This window comes from Mesorhizobium sp. ESP7-2, from assembly GCF_020164715.1.
Taxonomy (GTDB): Bacteria; Pseudomonadota; Alphaproteobacteria; order Rhizobiales; family Rhizobiaceae; genus Mesorhizobium.
This window is the reverse complement of sequence record NZ_JAIUGQ010000033.1, coordinates 23179-47724: the sequence shown is the minus strand read 5'-3', so window position 1 is coordinate 47724 and position 24546 is coordinate 23179. Positions and strand designations below refer to the sequence as shown.

Annotated in this window: 27 protein-coding genes; 13 read left to right on the top strand and 14 right to left on the bottom strand. The window is 63.9% G+C overall.

Going from position 1 to position 24546, the window contains the following annotated elements:
* Window positions 1–58 precede the first annotated feature (58 nt).
* Complete coding sequence (locus tag LB543_RS25150; RefSeq protein WP_224616083.1) at window positions 59–904, top strand: acyl-CoA thioester hydrolase/BAAT C-terminal domain-containing protein; 846 nt, start codon at window positions 59–61, stop codon at window positions 902–904.
* Between the two features lie 114 nt (window positions 905–1018).
* Here LB543_RS25150 and LB543_RS25145 read toward each other — a convergent pair whose 3' ends face one another.
* A complete protein-coding gene (locus tag LB543_RS25145; protein WP_140764821.1) occupies window positions 1019–1282 on the bottom strand; it encodes a glycine zipper domain-containing protein in 264 nt (87 codons plus the stop codon).
* Between the two features lie 123 nt (window positions 1283–1405).
* The gene (locus LB543_RS25140) at window positions 1406–1816 is read right to left on the bottom strand and encodes a DoxX family protein (protein ID WP_224616081.1); all 411 of its coding nucleotides are present in this window, start codon (window positions 1814–1816) and stop codon (window positions 1406–1408) included.
* 197 nt (window positions 1817–2013) lie between these two features.
* Here LB543_RS25140 and LB543_RS25135 point away from each other — a divergent pair, with 197 nt between their 5' ends.
* Window positions 2014–2421 (top strand): ACT domain-containing protein, encoded by a 408-nt coding sequence (locus LB543_RS25135; RefSeq protein WP_224616079.1) that lies wholly within the window; start codon window positions 2014–2016, stop codon window positions 2419–2421.
* A 225-nt stretch (window positions 2422–2646) separates the two neighbouring features.
* On the opposite strand, the gene LB543_RS25130 is transcribed toward LB543_RS25135, so the two are convergent.
* Together LB543_RS25130 and LB543_RS25125 are read right to left on the bottom strand one after the other, a co-directional pair.
* Window positions 2647–3681: an aspartate-semialdehyde dehydrogenase gene (locus LB543_RS25130; protein WP_140510518.1), complete on the bottom strand. Its 1035-nt coding sequence runs from the start codon at window positions 3679–3681 to the stop codon at window positions 2647–2649.
* 107 nt (window positions 3682–3788) lie between these two features.
* Window positions 3789–4109, bottom strand: coding sequence for a hypothetical protein (locus LB543_RS25125; RefSeq protein ID WP_224616077.1), 321 nt, complete (start codon window positions 4107–4109; stop codon window positions 3789–3791).
* A gap of 161 nt (window positions 4110–4270) precedes the next feature.
* Between LB543_RS25125 and LB543_RS25120 the strand changes: the two genes are divergently transcribed.
* Window positions 4271–6139: a DEAD/DEAH box helicase gene (locus LB543_RS25120; RefSeq protein ID WP_224616075.1), complete on the top strand. Its 1869-nt coding sequence runs from the start codon at window positions 4271–4273 to the stop codon at window positions 6137–6139.
* Between the two features lie 35 nt (window positions 6140–6174).
* On the opposite strand, the gene LB543_RS25115 is transcribed toward LB543_RS25120, so the two are convergent.
* Entirely contained in the window at window positions 6175–7614 is a 1440-nt protein-coding gene (locus LB543_RS25115; RefSeq protein WP_224616073.1) for a glycosyltransferase, read from the bottom strand.
* A gap of 137 nt (window positions 7615–7751) precedes the next feature.
* On the opposite strand from LB543_RS25115, the gene LB543_RS25110 reads away from it, so the two are divergent.
* The 4 genes from LB543_RS25110 (at window position 7752) to LB543_RS25095 (ending at window position 10205) form a co-directional block, all read left to right on the top strand.
* Window positions 7752–8459: a DUF805 domain-containing protein gene (locus LB543_RS25110; RefSeq protein WP_224616071.1), complete on the top strand. Its 708-nt coding sequence runs from the start codon at window positions 7752–7754 to the stop codon at window positions 8457–8459.
* Window positions 8460–8501: 42 nt separating this feature from the next.
* Window positions 8502–9188, top strand: a complete 687-nt coding sequence (locus LB543_RS25105) for a DUF805 domain-containing protein (protein ID WP_224616069.1) — start codon at window positions 8502–8504, stop codon at window positions 9186–9188.
* Between the two features lie 146 nt (window positions 9189–9334).
* A complete protein-coding gene (locus LB543_RS25100) occupies window positions 9335–9763 on the top strand; it encodes a polyketide cyclase (RefSeq protein WP_224616067.1) in 429 nt (142 codons plus the stop codon).
* Window positions 9756–10205: a MarR family winged helix-turn-helix transcriptional regulator gene (locus LB543_RS25095; protein WP_224616065.1), complete on the top strand. Its 450-nt coding sequence runs from the start codon at window positions 9756–9758 to the stop codon at window positions 10203–10205. The genes LB543_RS25100 and LB543_RS25095 overlap by 8 nt, the downstream gene beginning before the upstream one ends.
* 19 nt (window positions 10206–10224) lie before the next feature.
* On the opposite strand, the gene leuB is transcribed toward LB543_RS25095, so the two are convergent.
* The 3 genes from leuB to LB543_RS25080 all read right to left on the bottom strand — a co-directional run bounded on the left by leuB (window position 10225) and on the right by LB543_RS25080 (window position 12245).
* Complete coding sequence (leuB, locus tag LB543_RS25090; RefSeq protein WP_224616062.1) at window positions 10225–11328, bottom strand: 3-isopropylmalate dehydrogenase; 1104 nt, start codon at window positions 11326–11328, stop codon at window positions 10225–10227.
* Window positions 11329–11497: 169 nt separating this feature from the next.
* Entirely contained in the window at window positions 11498–11848 is a 351-nt protein-coding gene (locus LB543_RS25085; RefSeq protein WP_224616060.1) for a VOC family protein, read from the bottom strand.
* 13 nt (window positions 11849–11861) lie between these two features.
* Entirely contained in the window at window positions 11862–12245 is a 384-nt protein-coding gene (locus LB543_RS25080; protein ID WP_140764854.1) for a RidA family protein, read from the bottom strand.
* Window positions 12246–12499: 254 nt separating this feature from the next.
* On the opposite strand from LB543_RS25080, the gene LB543_RS25075 reads away from it, so the two are divergent.
* Complete coding sequence (locus tag LB543_RS25075; RefSeq protein ID WP_224616058.1) at window positions 12500–15160, top strand: tetratricopeptide repeat protein; 2661 nt, start codon at window positions 12500–12502, stop codon at window positions 15158–15160.
* Between the two features lie 98 nt (window positions 15161–15258).
* Here LB543_RS25075 and LB543_RS25070 read toward each other — a convergent pair whose 3' ends face one another.
* The 3 genes from LB543_RS25070 to leuD form a co-directional block, all read right to left on the bottom strand.
* A complete protein-coding gene (locus tag LB543_RS25070) occupies window positions 15259–16263 on the bottom strand; it encodes a L,D-transpeptidase (protein WP_224616056.1) in 1005 nt (334 codons plus the stop codon).
* A gap of 251 nt (window positions 16264–16514) precedes the next feature.
* Window positions 16515–17423: a hypothetical protein gene (locus LB543_RS25065; RefSeq protein WP_224616054.1), complete on the bottom strand. Its 909-nt coding sequence runs from the start codon at window positions 17421–17423 to the stop codon at window positions 16515–16517.
* Between the two features lie 53 nt (window positions 17424–17476).
* Entirely contained in the window at window positions 17477–18082 is a 606-nt protein-coding gene (leuD, locus tag LB543_RS25060) for a 3-isopropylmalate dehydratase small subunit (protein ID WP_140813440.1), read from the bottom strand.
* 154 nt (window positions 18083–18236) lie between these two features.
* Between leuD and LB543_RS25055 the strand changes: the two genes are divergently transcribed.
* From LB543_RS25055 to LB543_RS25035, 5 genes are all read left to right on the top strand, one after another.
* Window positions 18237–18662 (top strand): GNAT family N-acetyltransferase, encoded by a 426-nt coding sequence (locus LB543_RS25055; RefSeq protein ID WP_140813441.1) that lies wholly within the window; start codon window positions 18237–18239, stop codon window positions 18660–18662.
* An 85-nt stretch (window positions 18663–18747) separates the two neighbouring features.
* A complete protein-coding gene (locus tag LB543_RS25050; RefSeq protein ID WP_224594441.1) occupies window positions 18748–19065 on the top strand; it encodes an ArsR/SmtB family transcription factor in 318 nt (105 codons plus the stop codon).
* Window positions 19065–19511 (top strand): SRPBCC family protein, encoded by a 447-nt coding sequence (locus tag LB543_RS25045; protein WP_140813443.1) that lies wholly within the window; start codon window positions 19065–19067, stop codon window positions 19509–19511. The genes LB543_RS25050 and LB543_RS25045 overlap by 1 nt, the downstream gene beginning before the upstream one ends.
* Window positions 19512–19554: 43 nt before the next feature.
* Complete coding sequence (locus LB543_RS25040; protein WP_140813444.1) at window positions 19555–20043, top strand: SRPBCC domain-containing protein; 489 nt, start codon at window positions 19555–19557, stop codon at window positions 20041–20043.
* A 67-nt stretch (window positions 20044–20110) separates the two neighbouring features.
* Window positions 20111–20914, top strand: coding sequence for a DUF72 domain-containing protein (locus tag LB543_RS25035; protein ID WP_224616052.1), 804 nt, complete (start codon window positions 20111–20113; stop codon window positions 20912–20914).
* Between the two features lie 137 nt (window positions 20915–21051).
* Here LB543_RS25035 and LB543_RS25030 read toward each other — a convergent pair whose 3' ends face one another.
* The 3 genes from LB543_RS25030 to LB543_RS25020 are packed head-to-tail and all read right to left on the bottom strand — an operon-like array spanning window position 21052 to window position 24545.
* Window positions 21052–22218 (bottom strand): NAD(P)/FAD-dependent oxidoreductase, encoded by a 1167-nt coding sequence (locus LB543_RS25030; RefSeq protein ID WP_224616050.1) that lies wholly within the window; start codon window positions 22216–22218, stop codon window positions 21052–21054.
* Window positions 22219–22245: 27 nt separating this feature from the next.
* Window positions 22246–23862 (bottom strand): ATP-binding protein, encoded by a 1617-nt coding sequence (locus LB543_RS25025; RefSeq protein ID WP_224616048.1) that lies wholly within the window; start codon window positions 23860–23862, stop codon window positions 22246–22248.
* Window positions 23853–24545, bottom strand: coding sequence for a response regulator transcription factor (locus LB543_RS25020; protein ID WP_140813448.1), 693 nt, complete (start codon window positions 24543–24545; stop codon window positions 23853–23855). The genes LB543_RS25025 and LB543_RS25020 overlap by 10 nt, the downstream gene beginning before the upstream one ends.
* Window position 24546: the final 1 nt, after the last annotated feature.

The window sequence follows — 24546 nt, the reverse complement described above, 5'->3', positions numbered from 1 at the left end:
GGAGCAATTCCAGGAAAAGTAGCTCCGGAAAAGCTTCTGATTTCCGGCCGAGGATCGGATGGACGAACGGGCAGTCGCGGAGGAGATCCTGTCCGGCCTCGTCGCCGGAACCCTGTTGCGATGCGCCGATGCCACGACAGGCGTCGTGGTGTTGGGCGGATCGAGCGGCCGTGTCGATGTTTCCCGCGCACGACTATTTGCCAGCGAGGGCGTCTCTGCCCTTGCCCTCCGGTGGTTCGGCGGCGAAGGCCAGGGTCCCGGCATATGCGAAATCCCCCTGGAGACGTTTTTCGTTGCGACCGACCGCCTTGTCGGATTGGGATGCCGGCGCATCGTCTATATCGGCACGTCCAAGGGCGCCGAGGCATCCTTGCTCGCGGCGGCGCATGACCCGCGCATCGACGCCGTGGTTGCGATCAGCCCGACATCGGTGGTCTGGGGAAACATCGGGCCGGGCCGCGACGGCATAAGTTGGCCCGAGCGATCGTCATGGACGCTCGAGGGGCGCCCTCTCCCCTTTGTTCCGGCCGACCCCAACTGGAAGGCGAGCTATGTCGATGGCCTTGTGTCCTACCGAGGACTTTTCCAACACTGCCTGACAAGGTTCGAGCAGGAAGCGGACAGGGCCGCCATTCCCGTCGAATCTATTTCGGCGGAGATCGTGCTGGTCGCCGACGGCGACGACGCGCTGTGGCCATCCCTGGATTTTGCTCGATCGATGGTCCAGCGTCGAAAAGACGCCGGAAAGGCCACGCGCCTCGTTTCCGCTCCCGACGCGGGCCACCGCATTCTCCTGCCCGGTGAAACTACCCCGCGCTCGAGTTCGCATGCCCATGGCGGCAACGACCGCGCCGATGCGAAGCTGGGGCGGGATGCCTGGCGATACATTCGGGAGCTGCTGTAGCGCAGCCTGCGGTGGCGGATGTCTCACGAGTGCCCGCAATGCGTAGACAGTTTATCGCCTGAAAACGGCGGGCCAAAAAAGCCCGCCGCCTTGCTCTTCATGTGTGGTGTTCGATCAATAACCGCTTGGGCAGCGATCGACATAGGTATGGCCATAGCGGTCGCGATAGCGGCAACGGCCCGGTTCGCTGGCCCGGCCGATGAGCGCGCCGGCCACGGCGCCGACCGCACCGCCGACAACCGCGCCTTGCACCGGATTGTTGGCGACCGCCGCGCCAACCGCAGCACCGCCGAGGCCACCGACGGCAGCACCCTTTTCCGTTTGCGAACAGGCGCCGAGCGCCGTTGTCAGCACCAGAATGGTCAGGATTCTCTTCATTTGTCGTTCCTCTCACATGCGGATCGCCGTCTCGCCGCCAAGTCCTAAACTCTCGGACGGCTAATTTGATCCCGAGGAGAATGAAGATCGCGACGACATCCGGCAGCGGTTGGCGCGGAACGGCTATCGGGTGAACGGGATCAGTGCACGCACTTTGAGGTCGCGCAGATAGAGGCCGCCCCACAGGATGATGCCGAGATAGACGCCGAACAGCGTGTGCGAAAACAGCGGATTGCCGATACGCGCATTGGTGGCGATGGCGCCGCCCATATAGGCGGTGAGCAGGATGGCGCCGAGCACGGAAGTGCGCGGCAATGCGTAGAGCGCGGTCGAGATCAGGCCGATGACGCCGAGCAAGCGCGCGACATTGGGGTCGGCCGGCCAGCCGAGCGGCACCATCGTCTGGGTTACGACGTCGAGTGGCGGCAGCTTGATGGCGCCGTCGAAGATCATGAACAGGACGATGAGGCCGCTGAGCACACGGCCGGTCCACAAGGCGCCGGACGAGACGGGCGCGGTTTGAGAAATGCTCATGGTGTTCCCTCCTGATGGTTCGAGCCGTGTGATTGGCTTCGTACCAAGGACGGGCCATGCAGCGGCAATCCTACACCGGAGGAATTGTTTTGATGCCGATTGCCTCGATGGCGCGCTGGCCCTGTTGCCACCTATCGGCATCCGCCCAGGGCGGCTATTGAGGAGCGGATGGCCCATTGCATCAGGCGAGACGAAAAATGTCCGGCGAGACCGATCTGAGGACCCTGTTGGCGTCGATGACGCCGGAATTGCTTGATGGCACCTACGTCTTCGCCACGATGGCGCCAGGGGTTTCCCAGCCGGAAGGCCTCGACCCGGTGATGGTGTTCCATGAGCGCGAAGGCACGACGCTGATCGTGACCGAGGAAGCGGCAAGAGAAGCAGGGCTGACCGCTTCGTTCCGCTGCCGGATGATCACGCTGAACGTCCACTCGTCGCTCGAAGCCGTCGGCTTCCTCGCCGCCATCACCGCGCGCCTCGCCGCCGCCGGCATGGGCGTCAATCCGGTCTCGGGTTTTTATCACGACCATCTGTTTGTGCCGGCCGAGAGGGCCAAGGAGGCGATGGAGGTGTTGCGCGAATTGAGTATGGATAGCGCGGTTTGAAATCGGCGCAGAGCGACTTTGACGGCTAATCTCATGACTCGGCAGCGCCAAATTGGCATGCCGGCGCCGCCCCTCATCCGCCTGCCGGCACCTTCTCCCCGTATAGTGACGGGGAGAAGGGAGCTGATAGCCGAAGGCCGAGCCCGCGACTGCGGGCCGCCGGTCGTCCGGCGCCCTCGCGGAGGGCCCGCCGCGAGGGCGGCGATACGGCCCGTGAGCGAAAAGTTATGCCGCCTTCTTCTTGGGCTGGATGAGCCCACGCTCGACCAGCAACTCGGCGATCTGCACCGCGTTCAACGCCGCGCCCTTGCGCAGATTGTCGGAGACGATCCACATCGACAGGCCGTTGTCGACGGTCGAATCCTCGCGGATGCGCGAGATGAAGGTGGCGTCCTCGCCGGCCGATTCGAGCGGCGTGATGTAGCCGCCATCCTCGCGCTTGTCCAAGACCTGGCATCCCGGCGCCTCGCGCAGGATGTCGCGCGCCTCGTCGGCGGTGATCGGCTTCTCGAACTCGATGTTGACCGCTTCCGAATGGCCGATGAACACCGGCACGCGCACGCAGGTCGCCGTCAGCTTGATCTTGGGGTCGAGCATCTTCTTGGTCTCGGCGACCATCTTCCACTCTTCCTTGGTGAAGCCGTCGTCGAGGAAGACGTCGATATGCGGGATGACGTTGAAGGCGATGCGCTTGGTGAACTTCTTGACGTCGACCTGATCGGCGACGAAGACCGCGCGGGTCTGAGTAAAGAGCTCGTCCATGCCTTCCTTGCCGGCGCCCGACACGGACTGGTAGGTGGCGACGACGACGCGCTTGATGGTGGCGGCGTCATGCAGCGGCTTCAGCGCCACGACGAGCTGCGCCGTCGAGCAATTCGGGTTGGCGATGATGTTCTTGCGCGTGAACAGCGAGATCGCGTCGGGGTTCACCTCGGGCACGATCAGCGGCACGTCCTGGTCGTAGCGGAAGGCCGACGAATTATCGATGACGACGCAGCCCTGCTTGCCGATCTTCGGCGACCATTCCTTGGAGACGTTGCCGCCGGCCGACATGATGCAAATGTCGGTGTCGGAAAAATCATACTGGTCGAGCGGCCTGACCTTCAGCGTGCGGTCGCCGAACGACACTTCCGTGCCCATGCTGCGCCGCGAGGCGAGCGCCACGACTTCGCTGACCGGAAAGCCGCGTTCTTCCAGAATGTTGAGCATTTCCCGGCCCACATTGCCCGTGGCGCCGACGACTGCAACCTTGAAACTCATAGAAATCTCCTGTCCCTCTCCGCTTGGTTTTTGGAGAAAACCCGCCGGCCAAGTGCGGGTTCCGTCCCCCGGGCCGGACCCGGGAGAGGGTGGTTAGGCCAAGGGAATCACACCGCTTTGGTGGTGGTTTTGGCCATGGTTTTGGTCGAACTATAGGATGCGCCAACGCGCCCGGCCTCACTGATGTGGCCGGGGAAGTCGAAGGCAGGAAGAGCCATTGAAAGGCCGCGCATCGAAAAACGATCCCGTTCAAAGCGGGCTTTTACGCGGTTTGCCGCAGGAGTCAATTGGCGACGCACAACGCGGTTTTCCCTTCTCCCCTTGTGGGAGAAGGTGGGCTCGCGAAGCGAGGTCGGATGAGGGTGCTCCAGCTTGGCAATGACGGCGCACCGTCCAGCACCCTCAACCGTCTTGGCGCAACGCGCCAATCCACCTTCTCCCGCAAGGGGAGAAGGGAAACCGGCGCCTCCTGCCCTGTACAAGAAGGGCGGCAGGAAGTACGAACGGCCAAGATTGTTTGGCTGGCGCGGCGCCAGCCCCGGCATGTGCTCCATGATGAGCGCGGAACCCTGAATTCCGAAAGAACGAGATGTCCAACTTCGATGGTATTGTTCCCGCGCTGGCACAAGCGCTGGAAAAACGCGGTTATTCCGACCTGACACCGGTGCAGAAGGCGGTGCTGGAGCTCGGCCAGGCCGACGCTCTGGTGTCGGCGCAGACCGGCTCGGGCAAGACCGTTGCCTTCGGCCTTGCCATGGCGCCGACGCTGCTCGACGGCGCGGAACGTTTCGGCCAGGCGGCGGCGCCGCTGGCGTTGGCGGTGGCGCCGACGCGCGAGCTGGCGCTGCAGGTGACGCGCGAGCTCGAATGGCTCTACGAGCCGACCGGCGCCACGGTTGCCTCCTGCGTCGGCGGCATGGACATGCGCACCGAACGGCGCGCGCTGGAGCGCGGCGCCCACATCGTCGTCGGCACGCCGGGCCGGCTGCGCGACCACATCACCCGTAATTCGCTCGACATGTCGACGCTGAAGGCCGTGGTGCTGGACGAGGCCGACGAGATGCTCGATCTCGGCTTTCGCGAAGACCTCGAATTCATCCTCGATGCCGCACCGGCCGACCGCCGCACGCTGATGTTCTCGGCCACCGTGCCGCGCTCCATCGCCACGCTCGCCCAGGGCTATCAGCGCGATGCCGTGCGCATCTCGGCCGCCGGCGAGGAAAAGCAGCATCTCGACATCGAATACCGGGCGCTGAATGTCGCCCAGGCCGACCGCGAGAACGCCATCATCAACGTGCTGCGCTTCTATGAAGCCAAGAATGCGCTGGTATTCTGCAACACGCGTGCCGCCGTCAACCATCTCACCGCGCGCTTCAACAATCGCAATTTTTCGGTCGTGGCGCTGTCGGGCGAGCTCAGCCAGAACGAGCGCAGCCATGCGCTGCAGGCGATGCGCGACGGCCGCGCCAAGGTGTGCATCGCCACCGATGTCGCGGCGCGCGGCATCGACCTGCCCAACCTCGAGCTGGTGATCCACGCCGACCTGCCGACCAACCCGGAAACGCTGCTGCACCGCAGCGGCCGCACCGGGCGTGCCGGACGCAAGGGCGTCAGCGCGCTGATCGTGCCCAACAGCGCCCGCAGGCGCACCGAGCGGCTGCTGCAAAGCGCCAAGCTGACGGCGACATGGGCGAGCCCGCCCTCGGCCGACGACGTAATGCGGCGCGACGACGAGCGCATCCTTGCCGACCCGGCCTTCGACGAACCGGTGAAGGACGACGAGCGCGCTTTCATCGACGCGCTTCTCGCCAGGCACGGCGCCGAACAGGTGGCGGCCGCTTTCGTGCGCCAATGCCGGTCCAGCCGCTCGGCGCCCGAGGACCTGATGGATGTCGCACCTTTCACACCTTCGCGCGAAAGACCGGCGGGCGAGAAGTTCGCGCACCGCGACGAGGCGCCCAGCCGCCGCGACGATTTCGGCGCCAGTGTCTGGTTCTCGCTGTCGGTCGGGCGCCGGCAGAATGCCGAGCCGCGCTGGCTGATCCCGATGCTGTGTCGTGCCGGCAGCATCAGCAAGCGTGAGATCGGCGCCATCAAGATGCAGCCGGAAGAGACGTTCGTGCAGATCGCCGCCGACTGGGCGGAGCGTTTTCTCGCCGCGATCGGTCCCGACCGCAAATTGCAGGGCAGCATCGTGGTCAAGCGACTGGAGGGCACGCCTGACTTGTCGCGGGCGGGCTATCAGCCGCCGAGCCCGGACAAGAAACCGCATCGCGGCAAGGCGTCGTCCGACCCGAACGCACCGAAGCGCAAATTCGAGAAGCGTGCGCCGGCTTCGACCGACCAGCGCCCGGCAGCCGCGCATGAGGCAAAACCGTGGGCGAAGAAGCCGGGCAAGCCGAAATTCGAAAATGCCGGCGCGCCGAAGCACAAGAAGGCCAAGAAGCGTCCGTCGTAAGACCGGCGCGAATGCGGGACCGCTGATTTTGCGCGTCAGGGTGCGCTCGTCTCGGAATGCTGGCGGGATGCGCTTTCGCCGAGGCCGGCCTTGATGGCGGCCCAGCTTGCCGAGGCCGGCGTCGGCCGGTGGTTTTGGGCGATGCGCTCCGCCAGCGAGGAGCGCCAGGCGTGGTCTTCCGCCATCCTGCGGATCGCGGCGTACCAGCCGGCCTGGTCGTTGGGGTCGATCGCCGGCATCAAGCCGCCGCTTGCCTCGATCAGCGACGGCGCGGTCGAGACGATGACCGGAACGCCGAAGTCGAGACACTCCGAGGCGCCGTAGCCCCAGCCCTCTATATGCGAGGGAAAGACGCCGAAGGAGGCGCTGCGATAATATTGGATGAGTTCCTCGTCGCTGACCAGCCCGGTGAACGTGACCGACTGGAGTAGCTCCGGATGCGCCGCGAGGTAGGCGCGCAGCGGCTCGATCATCCAGCCCCAGCGCCCGGCGCAGACAAGCCTCGGCAGCTTGACGCCTTCTTCCAGTGCCTGCTGCCAGACGCGCGCCAGGAGGATGTGGTTCTTGCGCACTTCGATGGTCGAGCAATAGATCACGAACGGTTCGCCCGTCTCGATGCGCGAGGTCGCGCCCATGCGCGAAGCGGTTTCATGCAGGATGGAAGGCATCGGAAACCGGTACACCACAGGCGCGGCGATGCCGGCCTTGCGCATGTGATCGGTCAGCGTCGCGCCGACCTCGTCGGAGGCGCAGAACGCCGGCGCGCCGGCGCGCACCAGCTGTTCGAGACAAGAGCCGAACCGGGCCTCGGCGATGCTCGAACCGATCAGGTCCGGGCGCAGTGTCGGGATGAGATCATGGCAAAGGAAGGCAAGTTTGCCGACGGCGCTCGAGACCGCGGATCGGTGCTGCTGGATCAGGAAGTGATGGCTGATCAGCACGAGGCCCGGCTCCACCTCGATGCTCTGGCCCGGCGCATCGGGCTCCGCGCCCAATCGGATCCATGCCCGCTGGTACAGGCGATAGGCGCGGATCAGCAGCCGCGTCGCCTGGTAGGCGACCCCTTTGCGGCCGTTGGTCACCGTCTTGGCAAGATGACGGTCCGTCTCGCGCTTGTCCCATGGCTGTTGCCTCACCGCCGCGAAAGCCTGCGACAGGGCCGTGCGTCTTCCCGGCCACCGTTTGACGCGGTGCGGTGAAATCCGGTCCGCCGCGACATGATCCAGTTCATAAGGGGTAAGCGGCCGAAACTTGGCCTCGTTCGGCCTGTATGCCACCACCTCCACGCAAGGATCCGGATCCGCCAGCGCGGCGTTGACGAGAAAGCTCTCCACGCGCGGAATGCCCGCCAGGCTCTTGCCGGGCGGCCAGAACATCAGCCCGGTGGCGTCGATGGCCAGAGAGGCCCGTCCCGATGTCATCGTCGCCTCGCCATCCGTGGTCACCGCGCCGGCATCGGAACCTTCGACTGTCATTGTCTGCCTTGGCCAAAACGGTTGCACTCGATGTCTTATGCTTCATTTGCCGCGAAGGCGGTAGCCATGGGCGGCTTGCCCATCGGCTCGGCCGTGTGCCACATCTTGGCAGGGACGTGGCGACAAGGGGGTGGGCGATGCGCGGCGAAGTGCTCCACTATGACGAAGACCAGGGCTTCGGCTTCATCACCGGAGCCGACGGCAACCGCTACACCTTCACCCGCGAGAGCCTGCGCCGGCAAACCGCCATGCCCAGCGGGACGGTGGTCGAGTTCCAGGCGGGCGGCGGCCAGGCGCGCGACGTCTTTTCGATCGCCCAGACCACAGGCCCGGTCGCCAACGCCGGGATCAGCGCCGCGCCGGCTCAGTCCGGTCCCGCGCCCATGGCCGGCGCGTCGCAGCCGCAGTATTTCGGCCGATCGTCCGAGCCGGCCGAGCCCACCGATCTCTGGGGCTATTTCTGGCGTGGCTTGACCCGGAACTATTTCAATTTTCGCGACCGCGCCCGCCGCAAGGAATATTGGGGCTATTGCCTGTTCTGGACGATTGCGCTGTTGGTGGTCATCGGCACCGGCGTTTTCGCCGATTTCGAGATCGGCAATTTCGACAACGCCGAGGTGCCGGCGATGACAGTCGGGCTTTTCGGTCTTTTCCTGCTGGCCACCTTCCTGCCCGGTCTCGGCATGATCGTGCGTCGCCTGCACGACCTTGGCCTGACCGGTTGGCTCTGCCTGCTGATCCTCATCCCGACTTTCGGCAGCCTGATCATCCTGGTCGTCGCGCTGATCCCGACACAGGCGCGGGAAAACCAGTGGGGACCGGTCCCGGCTGGAGTCAGGACATAATCTAGCGTGCATATTGCAATTGTTAACAACCCTGGATAGCATTTGTTCATCGCATCGCAAGGGGGGAAGGCTATGCGCGGCACAGTTTATCACTACGACCAGGATCAGGATTTCGGTTATATCAACGGGGTCGACGGCACCCGCTATTTATTTGCGCGCAAGGATCTGGACCGGGGGGTGGCCCTCGTCAGAGGCGCTGTCGTCGAGTTCCAGCCAGACGACGGCGCGGCGCATGATATAGTCGCCGTGCCCTCGCCGTCTTCAGGCGCGGGTCAGCCACCGCGGCGAGGCCAGCCTGCCGAAAAGCGGTCTGCCGGTTCCACGGGACTCTGGGCCTATTTCGGGCGCACGGTGAGCGTGAATTATTTCAATTTCAACGGACGCGCCGGCCGCAAGGAATTCTGGGCCTTTTGGCTATGTTTTCTTCTTGTGCAGGTAGCGCTTGTTGGCTTTGGGATCCTTGTCAATCTCGCCGTCAACGGCTTCGGCGCCAATGCGGGCAGGAGTTCGATAGGCTTCTTACCCGCCATTATCTACACGCTGGCGTTCGGCTTCTCATGGATTGCGTTAGTCGTACGACGCCTGCACGACGTCGGCCTGAGCGGCTGGCTTGTCTTGGTCTGCTTCATCCCGGTCATCGGCGAAGCTGCCTTGCTGGTCCTCGGACTTATGCCGTCCCAGGGAGGCAAAAACCCCTGGGGATCGGTACCGGCAGGGGTCAGGGTTTAGCGACCAGTTCCCGAGAGAAAGTCACTCCCAAAGAACGACCGTTCCGACCTTCGTCATGGATGAAGATTCCGCTTGCAATTTAATCCGTGCACAGATAGTCTCCGCACGGATCGAATATCGATCGGGCAAGATGGATGGAGCAGACAATGTGGACCAATGAATACACCGCGACTTCTCCGCTTCCGGCGCAAGCCATCTGGAACGCGCTCAAGGCCTTGCATGAAGGCCGCCTGACCTATGAAGGCTCCGACACCTTCGTGCTGCACGGGCCGTTCGCCAAGGGCAGCCGCGTGTCGGTGACACCGGTCGGACAGGACACGTTCGAATCGACCATCGTCGATCTCGTCGACAATGTGACCTATGCCGACGAAACCTCGTTCGGCGACACGACGCTGCTGTTCCGCCATACGCTGGTGCCCGTCGAAGGCGGCACGCAGGTGACGCACCGGCTCGATATCTCCGGCCCTTCGGCCGCCGAGGTCGGTCCGGAACTCGGGCCGCAGATCAGCGGGGATTTCGACGTCTCGATGACCAGACTGTTCGAACAGGCGGAGGCGTTGGCGAACCGTGGCTGAACTCGACACGCGCTTCAAGGGCGGACCATCGGAGAGCCCCGGATTGCTGCTCTGGCGAACCACCATGCGCTGGCAGCGCGTCATGACGGCGGCGCTTGCGCCGCTCGACCTGACACATGTCCAGTTCGTGCTGCTCGCCTCGGCGATGTGGCTCGGCCGCAATGGCGAGCCGCCCAACCAGGTGCAGCTCGCCGCCCAGGCCGGCACGGAGGTGAAGATGACATCGGATGTCGTCGCCCGGCTGGAGGCGAAAGGATTGATCGCACGCGAGCCTGATCCCCGGGATTCCCGAGCCAAGGTGATCCGCGTCACATCAGCCGGGACGGCGGCCGCACAGCAAGCGATCGTCGCCGTCGAGACCGCCGACGCGGCCTTCTTCGAGCCTGTGGACGAGGCGCGGCTCGTCGGCCTGCTGCAGCAGCTTGCCGGCGAGATCCGCTGAGGCCGAGTTGCCCTGCGGCTTAGGCCAGGAACCTGCCGATGATCGCGTCGCCCATCTCGACGGTACCAACCTCGGTCATGCCGGGGGAGAAAATGTCCTTGGTGCGCAGGCCCTGGTCGAGCACAGCGGCGATTGAAGCTTCGAGCTTGTCGGCCTCATCGACCATGCCGAAGGAATAGCGCAGGCACATGGCGAAGGAGGCGATCATGGCGATCGGGTTGGCGATGCCCTTGCCGGCAATGTCGGGGGCAGAGCCGTGTACCGGCTCGTAGAGCGCCTTGCGCTTCTTGGTCTTCACGTCGGGCGCGCCGAGCGAGGCCGACGGCAGCATGCCGATCGAGCCGGTCAGCATGGCGGCGATGTCGGACAGCATGTCGCCGAACAGATTGTCGGTGACGATGACGTCGAACTGCTTTGGCCAGCGCACCAGCTGCATGCCGCCGGCGTCGGCCAGCATGTGGTCGAGCTTGACGTCGGAATAGCGCGCCTTGTGGGTCTGGGTGACGACCTCGTTCCACAACACGCCCGACTTCATGACGTTGCGCTTTTCCATCGAGGTGACGTGGTTCTTGCGGGTCCGCGCCAATTCGAAGGCGACGCCCGAAATGCGCTCGATCTCGAACGTGTCGTAGACCTGCGTGTCGATGCCGCGCTTCTGGCCGTTGCCGAGGTCGATGATCTGCTTGGGTTCGCCGAAATAGACGCCACCCGTCAGCTCGCGCACGATGAGGATGTCGAGGCCTTCGACAACGTCCTGCTTGAGCGAAGACGATGCGGCCAGCGCCGGATAGCAGATGGCCGGGCGCAGGTTGGCGAACAGCTCCATGTCCTTGCGCAGGCGCAGCAGGCCGGCCTCGGGGCGCACCTCGTAAGGCACGGCATCCCATTTCGGCCCGCCGACGGCGCCGAACAGCACCGCATCCGCGGCCATCGCTTTTTCCATGTCGGCATCGGAAATCGCCGCGCCATGCGCATCGTAGGCGCAGCCGCCGACCAGGCCCTCGTCGGTGACGAAGCCGCTGCCGAACTTCTCGTTCATGGCCGCGATCAACTTCTTGACCTCGGCCATGGCCTCGGGGCCGATGCCGTCGCCGGGGAGCAGGAAAAGATGCTTCGTTGCCATGGAGAAAACCGTCCCAGAAAGATTTGAACCGCGGCCTTGCTAAACGCCAAGCGGTTGCAGCGCAAGCCGTAAGGACACAGGGCGGCTGAACAGCGCGCCACGCAGCGATCCTTCGCGCGCGCCTCTGCCCCGCCGGCATATCCAAGTTACTGCCCCACGGAACATGCCATCACCGATGCGAGAGAATATTGACCAGCCTGCCGCAGGGATCGCGCACATAGAAGCGCCGCACGCCCCAGGGTTCATCGGCCGGCCCGTATTCGACGGCGAAACCGGCCGCCTTCATGGCCTCGAGTGCCGCATCGACATCGTCGACCTCGATCGACAGGTCCGGTACCGGCGTGCCCGAGCCGCCTTGCGCCATGAAGCTGACCTGCACCTGCATCATCTCCCCGGAGCCGTAGGTCACGATCCAACCCTGGTCCATCAGGATGTCGAGGCCGAGCACGTCATGGTAGAAACGTCTCGCTGCCGCCGCATCCTGTGTCTCGACATTGGCCACGATGCGCCGGACCTTCATCGTCTTGGTCCTCTCAGGCTGTCCGCCGCAGCGCCGTCACCTCGATCTCGATCTTCATTTCCGGCTTGTTGAGCCGGCACACGATCATCGTCGCCGCCGGCCTGATGTCGCCGAATGTCTCGCCGAGGATCGGGAAGACCACGTCCACGAAGGCCTGGTCGGTGATGTAGTAGTGCGCGCGCACCACATCTGACATCTCGAAGCCGCCGTCCTGCAACGCCTTGCCGATCGTCGCCAGGCAATTGCGCGTCTGCGCCTCGACCGTCTCCGGCATCGTCATGGTGGCATAGTCGTAGCCGGTCGTCCCGGACACGAAACACCAGTCGCCCTGCACCACGGCGCGCGAATAGCCGGCGGTTTTCTCGAAAGGCGAACCGGTCGAGATGAGCTTGCGCATGAGGGACCTCGCATTGTTGCAGCCACTCTGTGGCGAAAACGCCGATCCTGCCATGGGCCAATGCGAATGGATCGGCGGTGCAGGACCTGTGACGTCGACGGGCCAGCCCCTTTCCCGCCATGCTCTTCCAGGACTCCATAGCAAGGATATCGGCGGTGGCGGCATTGCAATTTCTGCTTGCATTTTGGAACAAAAACAGAACTATATAGTAACCGCAAGGGCCGTCGCAGCAACTCCGGGGGGAGCACTAGACCATGTCACGCCGAACGAGCGCGCTGGCGCGCGCTGCTATTTCAATTCTTTTGCTCTGGACGTCCTCTGCGCTGACCGCGATTGCAGTGCTCGGCGTCGCGACCACGACGGCGCTCGCCGACAACGCGGTGAACGGACAGAGCGCCACCGCAACCGCCCCGGCCGCGACCCCGCCCGCGGCCAAGCTGAGCGCGAGCGAACATATTCCGCCTGTCGATTCGAAGCTGGCGAAGCTGATCGACGACGCGGACCCCCGCGTCCTGGTCGCGGTATCCAAAGGCGATAGCCTCGCGCACGAGGGTAAGTACGACGAAGCGATCAAGGCCTACGAAGAGGCCATCGCGATCGCTCCTGAGAGCCCGCTTCCCTATCTCGGTCGCGGCAAGGCCTTTGACGGCAAGAACGACTATACCCGCGCCATCGCCGACTACGACAAGGCCATCGCTATGATTCCGGATATGGCCGCGCCGCTCATGCGCCGTGGCATGGCCAAGGCCGCCGCGGGCGACGCGGTCGGCGCGCTTGCCGATTGCATCGGGGCCGCCAGGCTCGATCCAAAAGCGAGCGGCGCCTACTTCTGTTCCGGAGCGGCCTGGTACGCCACGGGCGACCTCAAGCGAGCGATCGAGGCTTTTTCAGTGGCGATCGAGATCGATCCGAAAGACGCCGCCAGCCATTACGGACGCGGCATGGTGCAAGCCGACGGCCAGAACTATGCCGAGGCCGTTGCTGACTTCGACCAGGCGGCAAAACTCGACTCGCACAATCCAAACTACGCGGCCGCCCGCAACGCGGCGCTGGCGGTCCAGGCCAAAGGCGGCGCCGGCGCGAATGCGATTTTACCACCCTCGAAGGAGCTCAGAGCTTTCGTCGATCGCGGCTATGCCTTCTACCACAAGGGCAAATATGATCATGCGATCGCCGAATACAACAAGGCGATCGCGCTCGATCCGAAAGATGTCTCGGCCTATGTCGGGCGGGGCATCGCGCTGGTCGACAAGGGAAAGTATGACGCGGCTATCGAGGATTATAACAAGGTAGTCGAACTTAATCCCGACTATTCAGACGTTTACATCGGCCGTGCCGTCGCGTGGACCAAAAAGAATGAGCCGGATCGCGCCATAGCCGACTTGAGCCGCGCCATCGAGCTCGATGCCGATTACGCGCCGGCCTATTTCGGACGTGGCAGCGCCTTCATCGACAAAGGCGACTACGACCGGGCAATTGCCGATTTCGACCAAGCGCTGAAACTCGATCCTGGGATGGCGCTTGCCACCAAGGGCCGAATGATGGCCGTGGCGGCGAAAGACAAAGCCGCGGCAACCAAGCCTTCCGGCCAGGCTCGAAACAAAATCGTCGAGGACGCTATCGAGCAGGGCACGATCTGGCGCTCCCAAAATCAATTCGACCGCGCGATCGAGCAGTACGACATGGCGGTCGCCGCCGACCCATCCAATGCCGGCGCCCATACCTTGCGCGGCTTCACCTTTGCGTTGAAGGGCGACCTCGACCGGGCGCTGTCCGACTACAACAACGCGATTAAGCTCGATCCAAAGTCGACCGACGCCTATTTCTACCGTTCCGCCATCTGGCGGCAGAAGGGCAAGATCGACCGCGCCATTGCGGATCTGAGCACCATCATTGCGTTGCAACCGGCCAATGCCGACGCTTATGTGCTGCGCAGCCGGGCTCGCGCTGTAAAACACGATTGCGATGGCATCATCGCCGATTCGACAAAGGTGATCGGGCTGCGGCCAATGGATGCGGAAGCATGGTTCAATCGCGGATTCTGCTGGAACAGGAAGAAACAATACGACCGCGCCATCGCCGATCTCGACGAGACTCTACGCCTCGATCCAAACTACACCAATGGCCGCAAGGAGCGCGATGATGCGACTGCTGCGAGAGCGGCAGACAAGCAGACGCCAACGACCGGGGCCGCAGCAACGGCGCACAACGCCAAAAAGCGTGGCATAGCCCTGTACAACAAGGGTCAATACGACCTTGCGATCGCCAAATTCGATCAGACGTTGGCGCTCGAACCCGACGATGCGGAGGCTTTCGGATATCGCGGTCTCGCGTGGGGGCAGAAGGGCAATTACGATCGCGCCATAACGGACTACGGCAGCGCGATCGCGATCGAGCCAAAAAACAGCAGCTATTATTCCGCACGTGGCTTTGCCTGGACGGCCAAGAACGACCACAAACGTGCCATCGACGACTTCGGCAAGGCAATCGAGTTCGATCCCACCTACCCCCTCCATTTCCACGCTCGAGCGATCAGCCGGATGACCATCGGCGATTACGACGGCGCCATAGCAGACTATGACAAAGCTATCAGCCTTAGTCCGGGCGTTGCCAAAATGCGTGTCGAACGCGGTATCGTCTGGATGGCCAAAGGCGATCCGAAGCGCGCTCTGGCGGATTTCGACATGGCGATCCAGATCGATCGGAACGGTCCGGGCGGCTACTTCGGCAGAGGTCTCGTGCAGGCACGCGCGGGCGATCACGACGGCGCAATCGCCAACTTCAATCACGCGATCAAGCTTTACCCCAACTATGCCGATGCCTACACTTTCCGAGGCCGCTCCTGGGAGGCAAAAGGCAATCACACGCGTGCCGAGGCCGACCGCAAGAAGGCGCTGAGCCTCGGCGCAAACTAAGGCTTGTTTGACGTTGAAGATCTCGCGCGCCGGCTACCGTGAGGTGCTCTCCTTGCGGCTCCGGCACCGGCTCGGGGGTCTGCATTGCCCGCCATGCGTCAGTCGGGTTGGCCATTGGCCGATTCAGCCGTTTCTCCGGTGAAGACGACCCTTGTGCCTTTCTGCACCTCAAGGGCGAGGTCTTCGGCATCCCAATTGGTCAGTCTGATGCAACCATGCGAAAAGGTCTTCCCGATCTTGGCTGGTTCGGGCGTGCCGTGAATTCCGTAACTTTCAATGGACAGGTCGATCCACACCGATCCGACGGGATTGTTCGGCCCTGCGGCGATGGTGAAGGGCCTTTTGGTTCTTACCCCCTTGAAGGCGAAGTGGGGATCATAGTGATAGGTGGGATTGTGGACCACGCGTACGACTTGTGTCTCGCCGCTCGGTGCCGGCTTCTCCTCGCTCCCAATCGAGGCGGGGTAGACCGCAACCACTTTGCCGGAATTGTCGAGAACGCGAACTTGGCGCGCGGCCTTGTCGACCTCGACGCTGGCAACGGCCGAGGGCGGATCGCCTCGGTCGATAGCCGGCACCAGCAACTTTGCGCCCGCCGTCCTGAAGCTGACGCCCGAGTTGAGCTTTCGCAGCAATTGTTCGCTGATGTGGAAGTGCTCTGCGATCCGTTCCAGCGAACTGCGATAGCCGAGCCTGCGCAGGCGAGCCATTCGTTCCATACTGGCCGGAATGCGCTTGGTAAACGGTCCACGCACGTCCTTGCGCGTCAGCTCGTAATTCACGAGAACCGCGCCTGGTGAGGTTGCGACGAGCTTGTCCCAGGTCTCCCGGTTGAGCTTGCCATCGGCGGGCAGCGCGTTGGCCGCCTGAAAGGCCCGGACCGCCTTGGTGAAGTTCTCCGCCTGGCGGCCGTCAATGAGGCCAGGCGAGAACCGCGCGCGATCCAAAAGGATTTGTGCCTTGAGCGCGGTCGCATCGACGCCCTTCGTTGCGGCGTCGCCGAATTGAGCATTGTTGACGGCGGCTGCGTCCAGCTTTGCCGCCTCCGTGGCGCCAGATGCTAAGGCGAACAAAACAAGCGCCAGAAGAACGAGCCTGACCATCAATGTTACTCCAGGCACTGCCGCGCGAAGCTGCTTCTATGACGCGGCGCGGCCGATCTGGTTCCATTTGTCCCAGCGAATATCGCCGTCGACGCGGATTGGGCGAAGACCGTCCTCGATCTCCGCGCCGGCGACCGGCGCTCAAAGGAAGAAAAACCGCAGTCCCGCGCGCGTCCGCAACAGTGGACGGTTGTCGCGCGTAGGCCGGAAGAAATTCGCCCCCGACCCTGTTTTCGCCGGAAATGCTCTAGCTAATTGGCCGACCCCAGCGCCTTGTCGAGCGCTTCCTTCACGTCGGCCGGCCATGTCGTTAGCGCCGGCCAGGCGTTCGGTTGGCCATTGTCGCCGCGGCGGGCGAAGTAGAGCTGCTGCTTGGCCGGGTCGACCGCCATGAAGCCGTCATTGCCGCCGCAATCATGCGGCACGCAACCGCTGGCGTAGAAAGCGCCGGACGCGGTCTTTTCCGTGCCGCCGCCGACCAGCAGGCTGGTCGCCATGTCAGGCATGTCCTTGCCGAGCAGTTTTTCGGCTTCCTTGTAGACGGCCTCGTTGTGGAAAGCGTCGATGATGTTGTCGTATTTCGACGGGTCGATATCCTTCCAGTCGGTGCCCGGCTGCGGCACGTAGGTTAGATTACCTGAAATGGTCAGCCCTGTGGTCGGCGACCATTGCAAGGCCGGCTTCTCGTCACCGGGCAGCAAATAGGGCACGAAATAGATGGCGCTGTCGGACACCGCCGAGGGCGGCGCGCCGCACTCGTCCTGCTCCACGGTGGTGCTCTGGATCTCGCCGCCTTGCGGTTTCCAGACGATCACCTTGGCCGGACCGCACTGGTTGCCGCCATCGCCGACATCGATCAGCGCGACGTTGACGTCGCCGATCTTGACGATCTTGTCGAAGAAGACGTCATAGTTGCTGGCCAGCTGTTTGCCGTCATAGGAAAGCACCTTCTCGCCGTCCTGCTCCGGCTGCGTGATGGTCAGCTGGCCGCCTTCGAACGGGATCGGCGCCTGCTTGTCGTCATCGGCAGCGTTTGCGGTATCCGTGTCAGGAGCCGGCTTCTCCGCCGAAGGGGGCGTCTGGGTCTGCGTTTGCGCAAATGCGGCGGGCGCCACCAACAAGGCCAGCGCGCAAACGCCGGCAAGAAGCTGATGTCTCATGACTGTCCCTCCCTCGGTCGCCGCTCGGCCCGAAGGACCGGTCTATTCGCCGCTCAGGCCCAGGGGCGCAGTTCGGCGTTCTTCTTCTCGAACGAGGCGATGGCGCCGGCCTTTTCCATGGTCAGCCCGATATCGTCGAGCCCGTTGAGCAGGCAGTGCCGCTTGAAGTCGTCGAGATCGAATTTGACCACGCCGCCGTCCGGACCACGGATTTCCTTGGCTTCGAGATCGACCGACAGAGTGGCGTTGGAGCCGCGCGAAGCGTCATCCATCAGCTTCTCCAGATCCTCGGGGCTGACGGTGATCGGCAGCACGCCGTTCTTGAAGCAGTTGTTGTAGAAGATGTCGGCGAATGAGGTCGAGATGACGCAGCGTATGCCGAAATCGAGCAGCGCCCACGGCGCGTGCTCCCGGCTTGAGCCGCAGCCGAAATTGTCGCCGGCGACAAGAATCTGCGCCTTGCGGTAGGCCGGCTTGTTGAGCACGAAATCCCGATTTTCCGAACCGTCGTCATTGTAGCGCATTTCGGCGAACAGGCCCGTGCCAAGCCCGGTGCGCTTGATCGTCTTGAGATAATCCTTCGGGATGATCATGTCGGTGTCGACATTGACGATCGGCATGGGAGCGGCGACGCCGGTGAGCTTGGTGAATTTTTCCATGGCTTTGGCCCGTGTTTTTCGTTGCGGGGGATTTTCTGAGGCCCGGTTTACACAAAGCCGCGGGCAAATAAAAGGCAACTGTTTGCGCACGCCGGCACGAAGGTGCCGCACAAAACAGCTTCGAATTCACCGCCCCATGGTGCAGTCTGGTCCCATGGCAGAAGACTCCCATGTCCTCTACGCGCGCGAACCGGCGCTCGGCATTCCCGAATTCCGCCGCGTGCTGGTGGAATCCGGTCTCGGCGAGGTCAGGCCCGTCGATGACGAGGCAAGGCTGAAGGCGATGCTGGAGGGCGCCAACCTGATCGTGACCGCCCGTCTCGACATGGAAGCCGCGCCGCTGATTGGCGTCGCCCGCTGCCTGACCGACTTTTCCTGGGTCTGCTACATCTCCGATCTCGCCGTCTCGGCCAAGGCGCAAGGCCTGGGCATCGGCAAGGGGCTGATGGACGAGGTGGCCCGGCAGCTCGGACCGTCGGTCGCCATCAGCCTGATTTCGGTGCCCGACGCTGTCGGCTTCTACGAACGCATCGGCATGCAGCGCATGCCCGACGCCTTCTGGATCTCCCGCAAGCGCTGATTTCTTCTCCTGTTGCCGCCTACGGCCGGCAACGGCGCGCGATCTTATCGCTTGACATGCAACCAAATGGTTGCATGTTAGAGGCATGAGCATGGATGCAGTCTTTCGCGCCCTGGCGGACCCGACACGCCGGCAATTGCTGGACAGCCTCCATGCCAGGAACGGGCAGACGCTGAATGCGCTGTGCGCTGAGATGGCCATGACCCGCCAGGCGGTGACCAAGCACCTGGCGATCCTGGAGGAAGCAAACCTCGTCACCACCATCCGCAAGGGACGCGAGAAAGAGCACTATCTCAACCCGGTTCCGATCAACGAGATCGCCGAACGCTGGATCGGCAAATTCGAGCGGGGGCGGCTGACCGCCCTCAGCGACCTGAAGAGACGCCTCGAAAGGGAAGACTGATGAGCAACAGTTTCGTTTATGTGACCTATATCCGAACCACGGCCGAAAAGCTCTGGGAAGCGTTGACCGACCCGGAGTTCAACCGGCAGTTTTTCCTCTGCTCCTATCAGGAGAGCGAGTGGAAAGTGGGCTCCAGCTGGAAGCTGATCTTCCCGGACGGGCGCGTTGCCGACAGCGGCGAGATCCTCGAAATCGACCCGCCGCGGCGCCTGGTCATAAAATGGCGTAATGAATGGATGCCCGAGGTCAGGGAAGACGGCTACACACGCTGCACCTTCACCATCGAGCAGGACGGCGAACTGATGAAGCTCGCCGTCACCCATGAAGCGGACGGGCCGCACAGGCTGATCGGCAATGTCGCCAAGGGCTGGCCGCTGGTGCTGGCCAGCCTGAAGAGCCTGCTCGAGACCGGCCAGGGGTTCGAACGCCCGCCGTCAAAAAACTGAAGGCTCGTTTCGACTGCGAAACGAATTTGATGTGGAGATATCCATGATGCACGCTCTCAGGGTGCGGAGCATGACCAACGGCGACACCGTCATGGCGTCCGCCGAAATGGAAGCACCGCCGGAACGCATCTTCGAGGCGCTGGTCGGCAAGGAAGTCGAGCAATGGTGGGGGTCAGCCGACACCTACCGGATGGTCGACTGGTCGGCCGACCTGCGCGTCGGCGGCCGTTGGAACGTTATTGTCCGCACGGCCGACGGCACGGACCTGCCGGCGAGCGGCGAATTCGTCGAGATCGAAGCACCGCGCCGGATCGTACAGACGCGGGCCTATGCATGGGACCATCCCACGCTTGGCCGACGGCAAACCACGGTAGCCTGGCTGCTGCAGCCGATTGCCAGGGGCACGCGCCTCACCATCTGCCATGGCGGCTTCGCCGGGCTGCACGAGGCGGCGGCCGAACATGCAGAGGGGTGGGCGCGGGTGCTGGCCTGGCTTCAAGCGCATGTCGAGGCCGGAAGACTGGCGGCGTGAGCAGCAGGTCGTTGCTTTGCGCAGCCTCTGTCCTTGACCCACACCTCATTCGGCCCACATCCCACGCATGGGAAAACAGGCATGTTTCATAGGCACGGCCGGCTGGGGCATTCCGACACGATGCAAGAATGATTTTCCGCAACCCGGGTCGCATCTAGAACGCTACGCCCGGCACTTTCCGGTCGTCGAGATCGACACGTCCTTCTACAAGCCGCACCGCCGCGAGACCTATGAGCGCTGGGCACGCGCCGTGCCGGAGCACTTCCGCTTCGCCGTCAAGGTGCCGAAGGCCATCACCCATGAGCGCCGTCTCGTCGACTGCGGTGACGACCTTTTGGAAAGCTTTCTCCGGCAGGTCGAAGGTCTCGGTGCAAAGCTGAGCGTGCTTCTGGTGCAGCTCCCGCCGAGCTTGCCCTTCGAGCCGGATGTCGCGAGCGGTTTCTTCGACATGCTGAGCACGCGAACGCAAACCAGGCTGGTCTGTGAGCCGCGCCATCCCAACTGGTTCGAACCGGACGCCGAAGCGCTTCTGGCCAATCGCCGGATCGCGCGTGTCGCCGCCGACCCGACTCCGGTGCCTGCGGCCGCAGCGCCGGGCGGCTGGCCCGGCCTTGCCTATTTCCGCTGGCATGGCGCGCCGCGCGTCTATTACTCGGACTACGACGACGAAAGCCTCGATCGATTTAGCCGGCAAATGGAGGAGGAGGCGGCTTCCGGTGCCGAGGTCTGGGGCATCTTCGACAACACGGCCGCCGGCCATGCGCTCGGCAACGCACTTAAGGTTGACGCGACGATGGCGCAGACGCTGGAGGGGCAGCGCCCCCTCTGCCCTGCCGGGCATCCCCCCCTCAAAAAGGGGGGAGATTGGTAGCTTTGATGCCGGCGCGTTCTCTTCGACGTTGAAGATTCGCGAAACCGTCGCCACATCCGATCTCCCCACTTGAGGGGGAGATGTCCGGCAGGACAGAGGGGGGCGCTGTCCCGCCGGCATCAATCGTTCTTGCTCCCTCAAATCACATTCAACTCCCGAAACGCCCGCCCTTCAGCGACGCGTCCATACCCGAACGCAGAGCAGTCGATCGTCCGATACCCGCCATGCACCAAAAACTCGGCCAGCGCCTTGCCGACCGCAGGCGCCTGCTGCAGGCCGTGGCCGGAGAACCCGTTGGCGAACAGGAAATTCGTGACCTCGGGATGCGGGCCGATCACCGCGTTCTGGTCGAGCGTGTTGTAGTCGTAGTGCCCGGCCCAGGCGCGGGTCGGTTTGATGGCCTCGAAGGCCGGGATGCGGGTCGCCAGCACCGGCCAGATCACCTCTTCGAACAGCGGCCAGTCGACGTCGAAATCCCCGGGGTCGGCCGGGCCGTCGCCTTCTTCCGGCTCGGCGCCGCCGGTGAGGTAGACCTGGCCTTCCGGCCTGACATAGATGCCGGAGGGATCGACCAGCAGTGGCATGTCGGCATATTTCTCGCGCGCCTCGAAGACAAAGACGTTGCGCTTGCGCGGCTCGACCGGCAGCATCAGTCCGGCAAGGGCGGCGACCTTGCCGGCATTCGGTCCGGCGGCGTTGATGACGGTGCCGGCCTCGATCCGATCGCCATTGTCGAGGCTGACGCTGGTGACGCGGTCACCTCGCCGCTCGATGCCGGTGACCGAAGCGCCGATGAAGTCGATCTTCTTCTGCCGCATCGCCTTGCGGAACAGCATCAGCATGGCATGCGCGTCGAACCAGCCTTCGCCTGTCCGGCCATAGGCGCCGGCGGTGATGCCTTCGGCCGACAGCCAGGGGAAGCGGTGCGTCAGCTGGTCGGCGTCCTCGAGCAGGATGTCGGCGCCCTCGGCGACCTGCGCCGCGTGATTGGCCTTCAGGATCGGCAGCCCGGCCTCGCCGGCAAGGATGAGATAGCCGCCTTCGCGAAAACCGATATCGGCGTCCGCGCCGAATTCTTCCTTCAGCCGCCGGAACAGTTTCAGCGTGAATTGCGACAGGCGGATGTTTTCCGGAATCGAGAATTGCTGGCGGATCGAGGCCATGGACAGCGTCGTCGCCGCATGGGCGAATTGCGGGTCGCGCTCGATCAGCGCGATTGAGCCGGAAAAACCCTCCTCGCGCAGATAGTAGGCGACCGAGGAGCCGACGATGGCTCCGCCGATGATGACGATGTCGTAGCGCACTTTTTTCTCCGATCCGCCGTCCGCAATCTACGCGACCGGCAAAGTGATCTCGAAGCGCGTGCCGCGCTCGGAGTCAACCAGCCGGATCGTACCATCATGCGCTTTCAGGAGGGCCAGCACGATGCCGAGGCCCATGCCGGTGCCGCCGGCAGAGCGGCGCGTGGTGAAGAATGGCTCGAAGATACGCGCCCGATTGCTTGGCGAAATGCCGGCGCCATCGTCGCCGACCAGCACCGTCGCCTTGCCGCCGGCGCTTGCGGCAATAATCGAAACTTGCGTCGCGCCATGCCTGGCCGAGTTGTCGAGGAGATTGCCAAGCACGATTGCTCCGTTCTCGGCCGATATGCGCAAGGCCAGATCGCCGCCGGCCTCGATGCGAATCGCCAGCCTGTTGTCGACGGGAAGCAGCGCCAGCGCCGCACCGATCGAGGTGCTTTCGCCGCTCGGTGCAAGGTTTTCGGCCCGCGCCAGGTCGAGCAGGCGCCGGACCAGCAGATTGAGCCGCCCGGCATCGGTGACGATATTGTCGGAGAAGCGCCGCCGCTCGTCATCGTCCATCGCCGGGCCGGAATCGCGCAGCAGTTCGGCAGCCCCCTGGATCGCCGTCAGGGGCGATTTGAGTTCGTGCGAGACATGGGTGGCGAAGGTCTGGATCGAGTCCGATCGCGCCTGCAATTTTTCGGCCATGTCGAGGAAAGCTGCGGACAGCTCCGCCATTTCGCGCGTGCCATGATGGTCGAGCGGCCGGATCGCGTCGCGCTCGCCGGCGGCGATGCGCTGGGTGCGGTCGATCAGCGCATAGATCGGCCGGCTGACGGTGCGCAGGAAGACGAGGCCGATGAGCAGCGTGCCGCCGAGGATGGCGATCGCCGCCGCCGATACCTTGCCGCGTTCGCCATAGAGATGTTTTATGATGTTGTTGGGCGTCCGCGAGACATAGACCACGCCGGCGACCTTGCCGTCGACGGCAACCGGCAGGGCGACGAAGACGCGCACCCTGGTGCCGCGGCTGACAGAATAGAGCGGCGGCGCCGGCTGGTTGGGGACGCGTAGCCTGAGCGCGCTGGCATAGCGCCCGGCGAGCGCCTCACGCACCTCCTCGACCCCGGCAAGCGACTGCCCGACCTCGTCGCGCCCGGCAATGACGACGCCTGTGGGATCGAGCAGCCGGAAGCCGGCCAGCGTGGTTTTCTGCGTCGCATCGAGAATACCCGACAGGCGCGCCCCGATAGCGGCAAAAGCGGGATCGGCCATGGCCGGCATCCCCGCCGGCCGGGTCGCAAGCACGTAATCCGAGGCGAGATCGAGCTGCGGCTCGATCGGCCGATAAGGCGAGGCGGGATTGGCGCCTCGGCTCGCGCTGCCGTTGGCCGGCGGGATTGGCGCGCCGAGCTTTTCCGGCGAAATGCCGCCGTCGTGCACCTCCTGCGCATAGATGGCGGCGATGGCCGCCCCTTGCGCGATCAGCTCCGCCTCGGTCTGGCGGATCAGCTGGTTCTCATAGAGGCCAAAGAAGAACAGGCCGACCAGCGGCAGGGCCATCACCAGCATCAGGATGGCGACGACGACCGTGGCGAGGCGCGGCCGCCATTTGCGGCCGATCCACTTGCTGCCCATCCATTTTCTGGAAGTGGTCAGCCGCATCGGCCGAGCCGGAAACCGACGCCATGCACGGTCTCGATGGCATCCAGGCACCCGACCGCCGCCAGCTTGGCGCGGATGTTGCGGATATGGCTGTCGACGGTGCGGTCGGCGACATGGATCTTGCCGGCATAGGCATTGGCCATCACCGCGTCGCGATCGAGCACATGGGTGGGCCGCGCCAGAAACCCTTTCAGGATCGAGAATTCTATTCCGGTCAGGGCAAGCGGCTTGCCGTCGAAGCCGGCGCCATGGCTGGCCGGCATCAGCGTGAGCTTGCCGTGGATAAATTGCCGGTCGTCGGCCGGTTCGGGTGCCGCCGGGCGGGCGCGCCGCAGGATGACGTTGACCCGGGCGACCAGTTCGCGCGGGCTGAACGGTTTGGTGACATAGTCGTCGCCGCCCATTTCGAGCCCGAGGATGCGATCGATCTCCTCGTCGCGGGCGGATAGGAACAGCACCGGCACGTCTGACGTGTGGCGCAGCCGCCGGCAGACCTCCAGCCCGTCCATCTCCGGCATGCCGATGTCGAGCACGACAAGGTCCGGTGTGCGCCGTTCGATTGCCTGCAGGGCGGCGGCGCCATCGGACACGGCAGCCGTCTTCATGCCGGCCTTTTCCAGCGCGAAGCAGATCACTTCGCGGATATGCGGGTCGTCGTCGGCGACGAGGATGTGATGCGGCATC

What these genes read in the sequence shown, in the direction of transcription:
- LB543_RS25150 (WP_224616083.1), top strand. Translation starts at nt 59, where the DNA reads ATGGACGAACGGGCAGTCGCGGAGGAGATCCTGTCCGGCCTCGTCGCC.
- LB543_RS25145 (WP_140764821.1), bottom strand. Translation starts at nt 1,282, where the DNA reads ATGAAGAGAATCCTGACCATTCTGGTGCTGACAACGGCGCTCGGCGCC.
- LB543_RS25140 (WP_224616081.1), bottom strand. Translation starts at nt 1,816, where the DNA reads ATGAGCATTTCTCAAACCGCGCCCGTCTCGTCCGGCGCCTTGTGGACC.
- LB543_RS25135 (WP_224616079.1), top strand. Translation starts at nt 2,014, where the DNA reads ATGTCCGGCGAGACCGATCTGAGGACCCTGTTGGCGTCGATGACGCCG.
- LB543_RS25130 (WP_140510518.1), bottom strand. Translation starts at nt 3,681, where the DNA reads ATGAGTTTCAAGGTTGCAGTCGTCGGCGCCACGGGCAATGTGGGCCGG.
- LB543_RS25120 (WP_224616075.1), top strand. Translation starts at nt 4,271, where the DNA reads ATGTCCAACTTCGATGGTATTGTTCCCGCGCTGGCACAAGCGCTGGAA.
- LB543_RS25115 (WP_224616073.1), bottom strand. Translation starts at nt 7,614, where the DNA reads ATGACAGTCGAAGGTTCCGATGCCGGCGCGGTGACCACGGATGGCGAG.
- LB543_RS25110 (WP_224616071.1), top strand. Translation starts at nt 7,752, where the DNA reads ATGCGCGGCGAAGTGCTCCACTATGACGAAGACCAGGGCTTCGGCTTC.
- LB543_RS25100 (WP_224616067.1), top strand. Translation starts at nt 9,335, where the DNA reads ATGTGGACCAATGAATACACCGCGACTTCTCCGCTTCCGGCGCAAGCC.
- leuB (WP_224616062.1), bottom strand. Translation starts at nt 11,328, where the DNA reads ATGGCAACGAAGCATCTTTTCCTGCTCCCCGGCGACGGCATCGGCCCC.
- LB543_RS25085 (WP_224616060.1), bottom strand. Translation starts at nt 11,848, where the DNA reads ATGAAGGTCCGGCGCATCGTGGCCAATGTCGAGACACAGGATGCGGCG.
- LB543_RS25080 (WP_140764854.1), bottom strand. Translation starts at nt 12,245, where the DNA reads ATGCGCAAGCTCATCTCGACCGGTTCGCCTTTCGAGAAAACCGCCGGC.
- LB543_RS25075 (WP_224616058.1), top strand. Translation starts at nt 12,500, where the DNA reads ATGTCACGCCGAACGAGCGCGCTGGCGCGCGCTGCTATTTCAATTCTT.
- LB543_RS25070 (WP_224616056.1), bottom strand. Translation starts at nt 16,263, where the DNA reads ATGGTCAGGCTCGTTCTTCTGGCGCTTGTTTTGTTCGCCTTAGCATCT.
- LB543_RS25065 (WP_224616054.1), bottom strand. Translation starts at nt 17,423, where the DNA reads ATGAGACATCAGCTTCTTGCCGGCGTTTGCGCGCTGGCCTTGTTGGTG.
- leuD (WP_140813440.1), bottom strand. Translation starts at nt 18,082, where the DNA reads ATGGAAAAATTCACCAAGCTCACCGGCGTCGCCGCTCCCATGCCGATC.
- LB543_RS25055 (WP_140813441.1), top strand. Translation starts at nt 18,237, where the DNA reads ATGGCAGAAGACTCCCATGTCCTCTACGCGCGCGAACCGGCGCTCGGC.
- LB543_RS25050 (WP_224594441.1), top strand. Translation starts at nt 18,748, where the DNA reads ATGAGCATGGATGCAGTCTTTCGCGCCCTGGCGGACCCGACACGCCGG.
- LB543_RS25045 (WP_140813443.1), top strand. Translation starts at nt 19,065, where the DNA reads ATGAGCAACAGTTTCGTTTATGTGACCTATATCCGAACCACGGCCGAA.
- LB543_RS25040 (WP_140813444.1), top strand. Translation starts at nt 19,555, where the DNA reads ATGATGCACGCTCTCAGGGTGCGGAGCATGACCAACGGCGACACCGTC.
- LB543_RS25035 (WP_224616052.1), top strand. Translation starts at nt 20,111, where the DNA reads ATGGGAAAACAGGCATGTTTCATAGGCACGGCCGGCTGGGGCATTCCG.
- LB543_RS25025 (WP_224616048.1), bottom strand. Translation starts at nt 23,862, where the DNA reads ATGCGGCTGACCACTTCCAGAAAATGGATGGGCAGCAAGTGGATCGGC.
- LB543_RS25020 (WP_140813448.1), bottom strand. Translation starts at nt 24,545, where the DNA reads ATGCCGCATCACATCCTCGTCGCCGACGACGACCCGCATATCCGCGAA.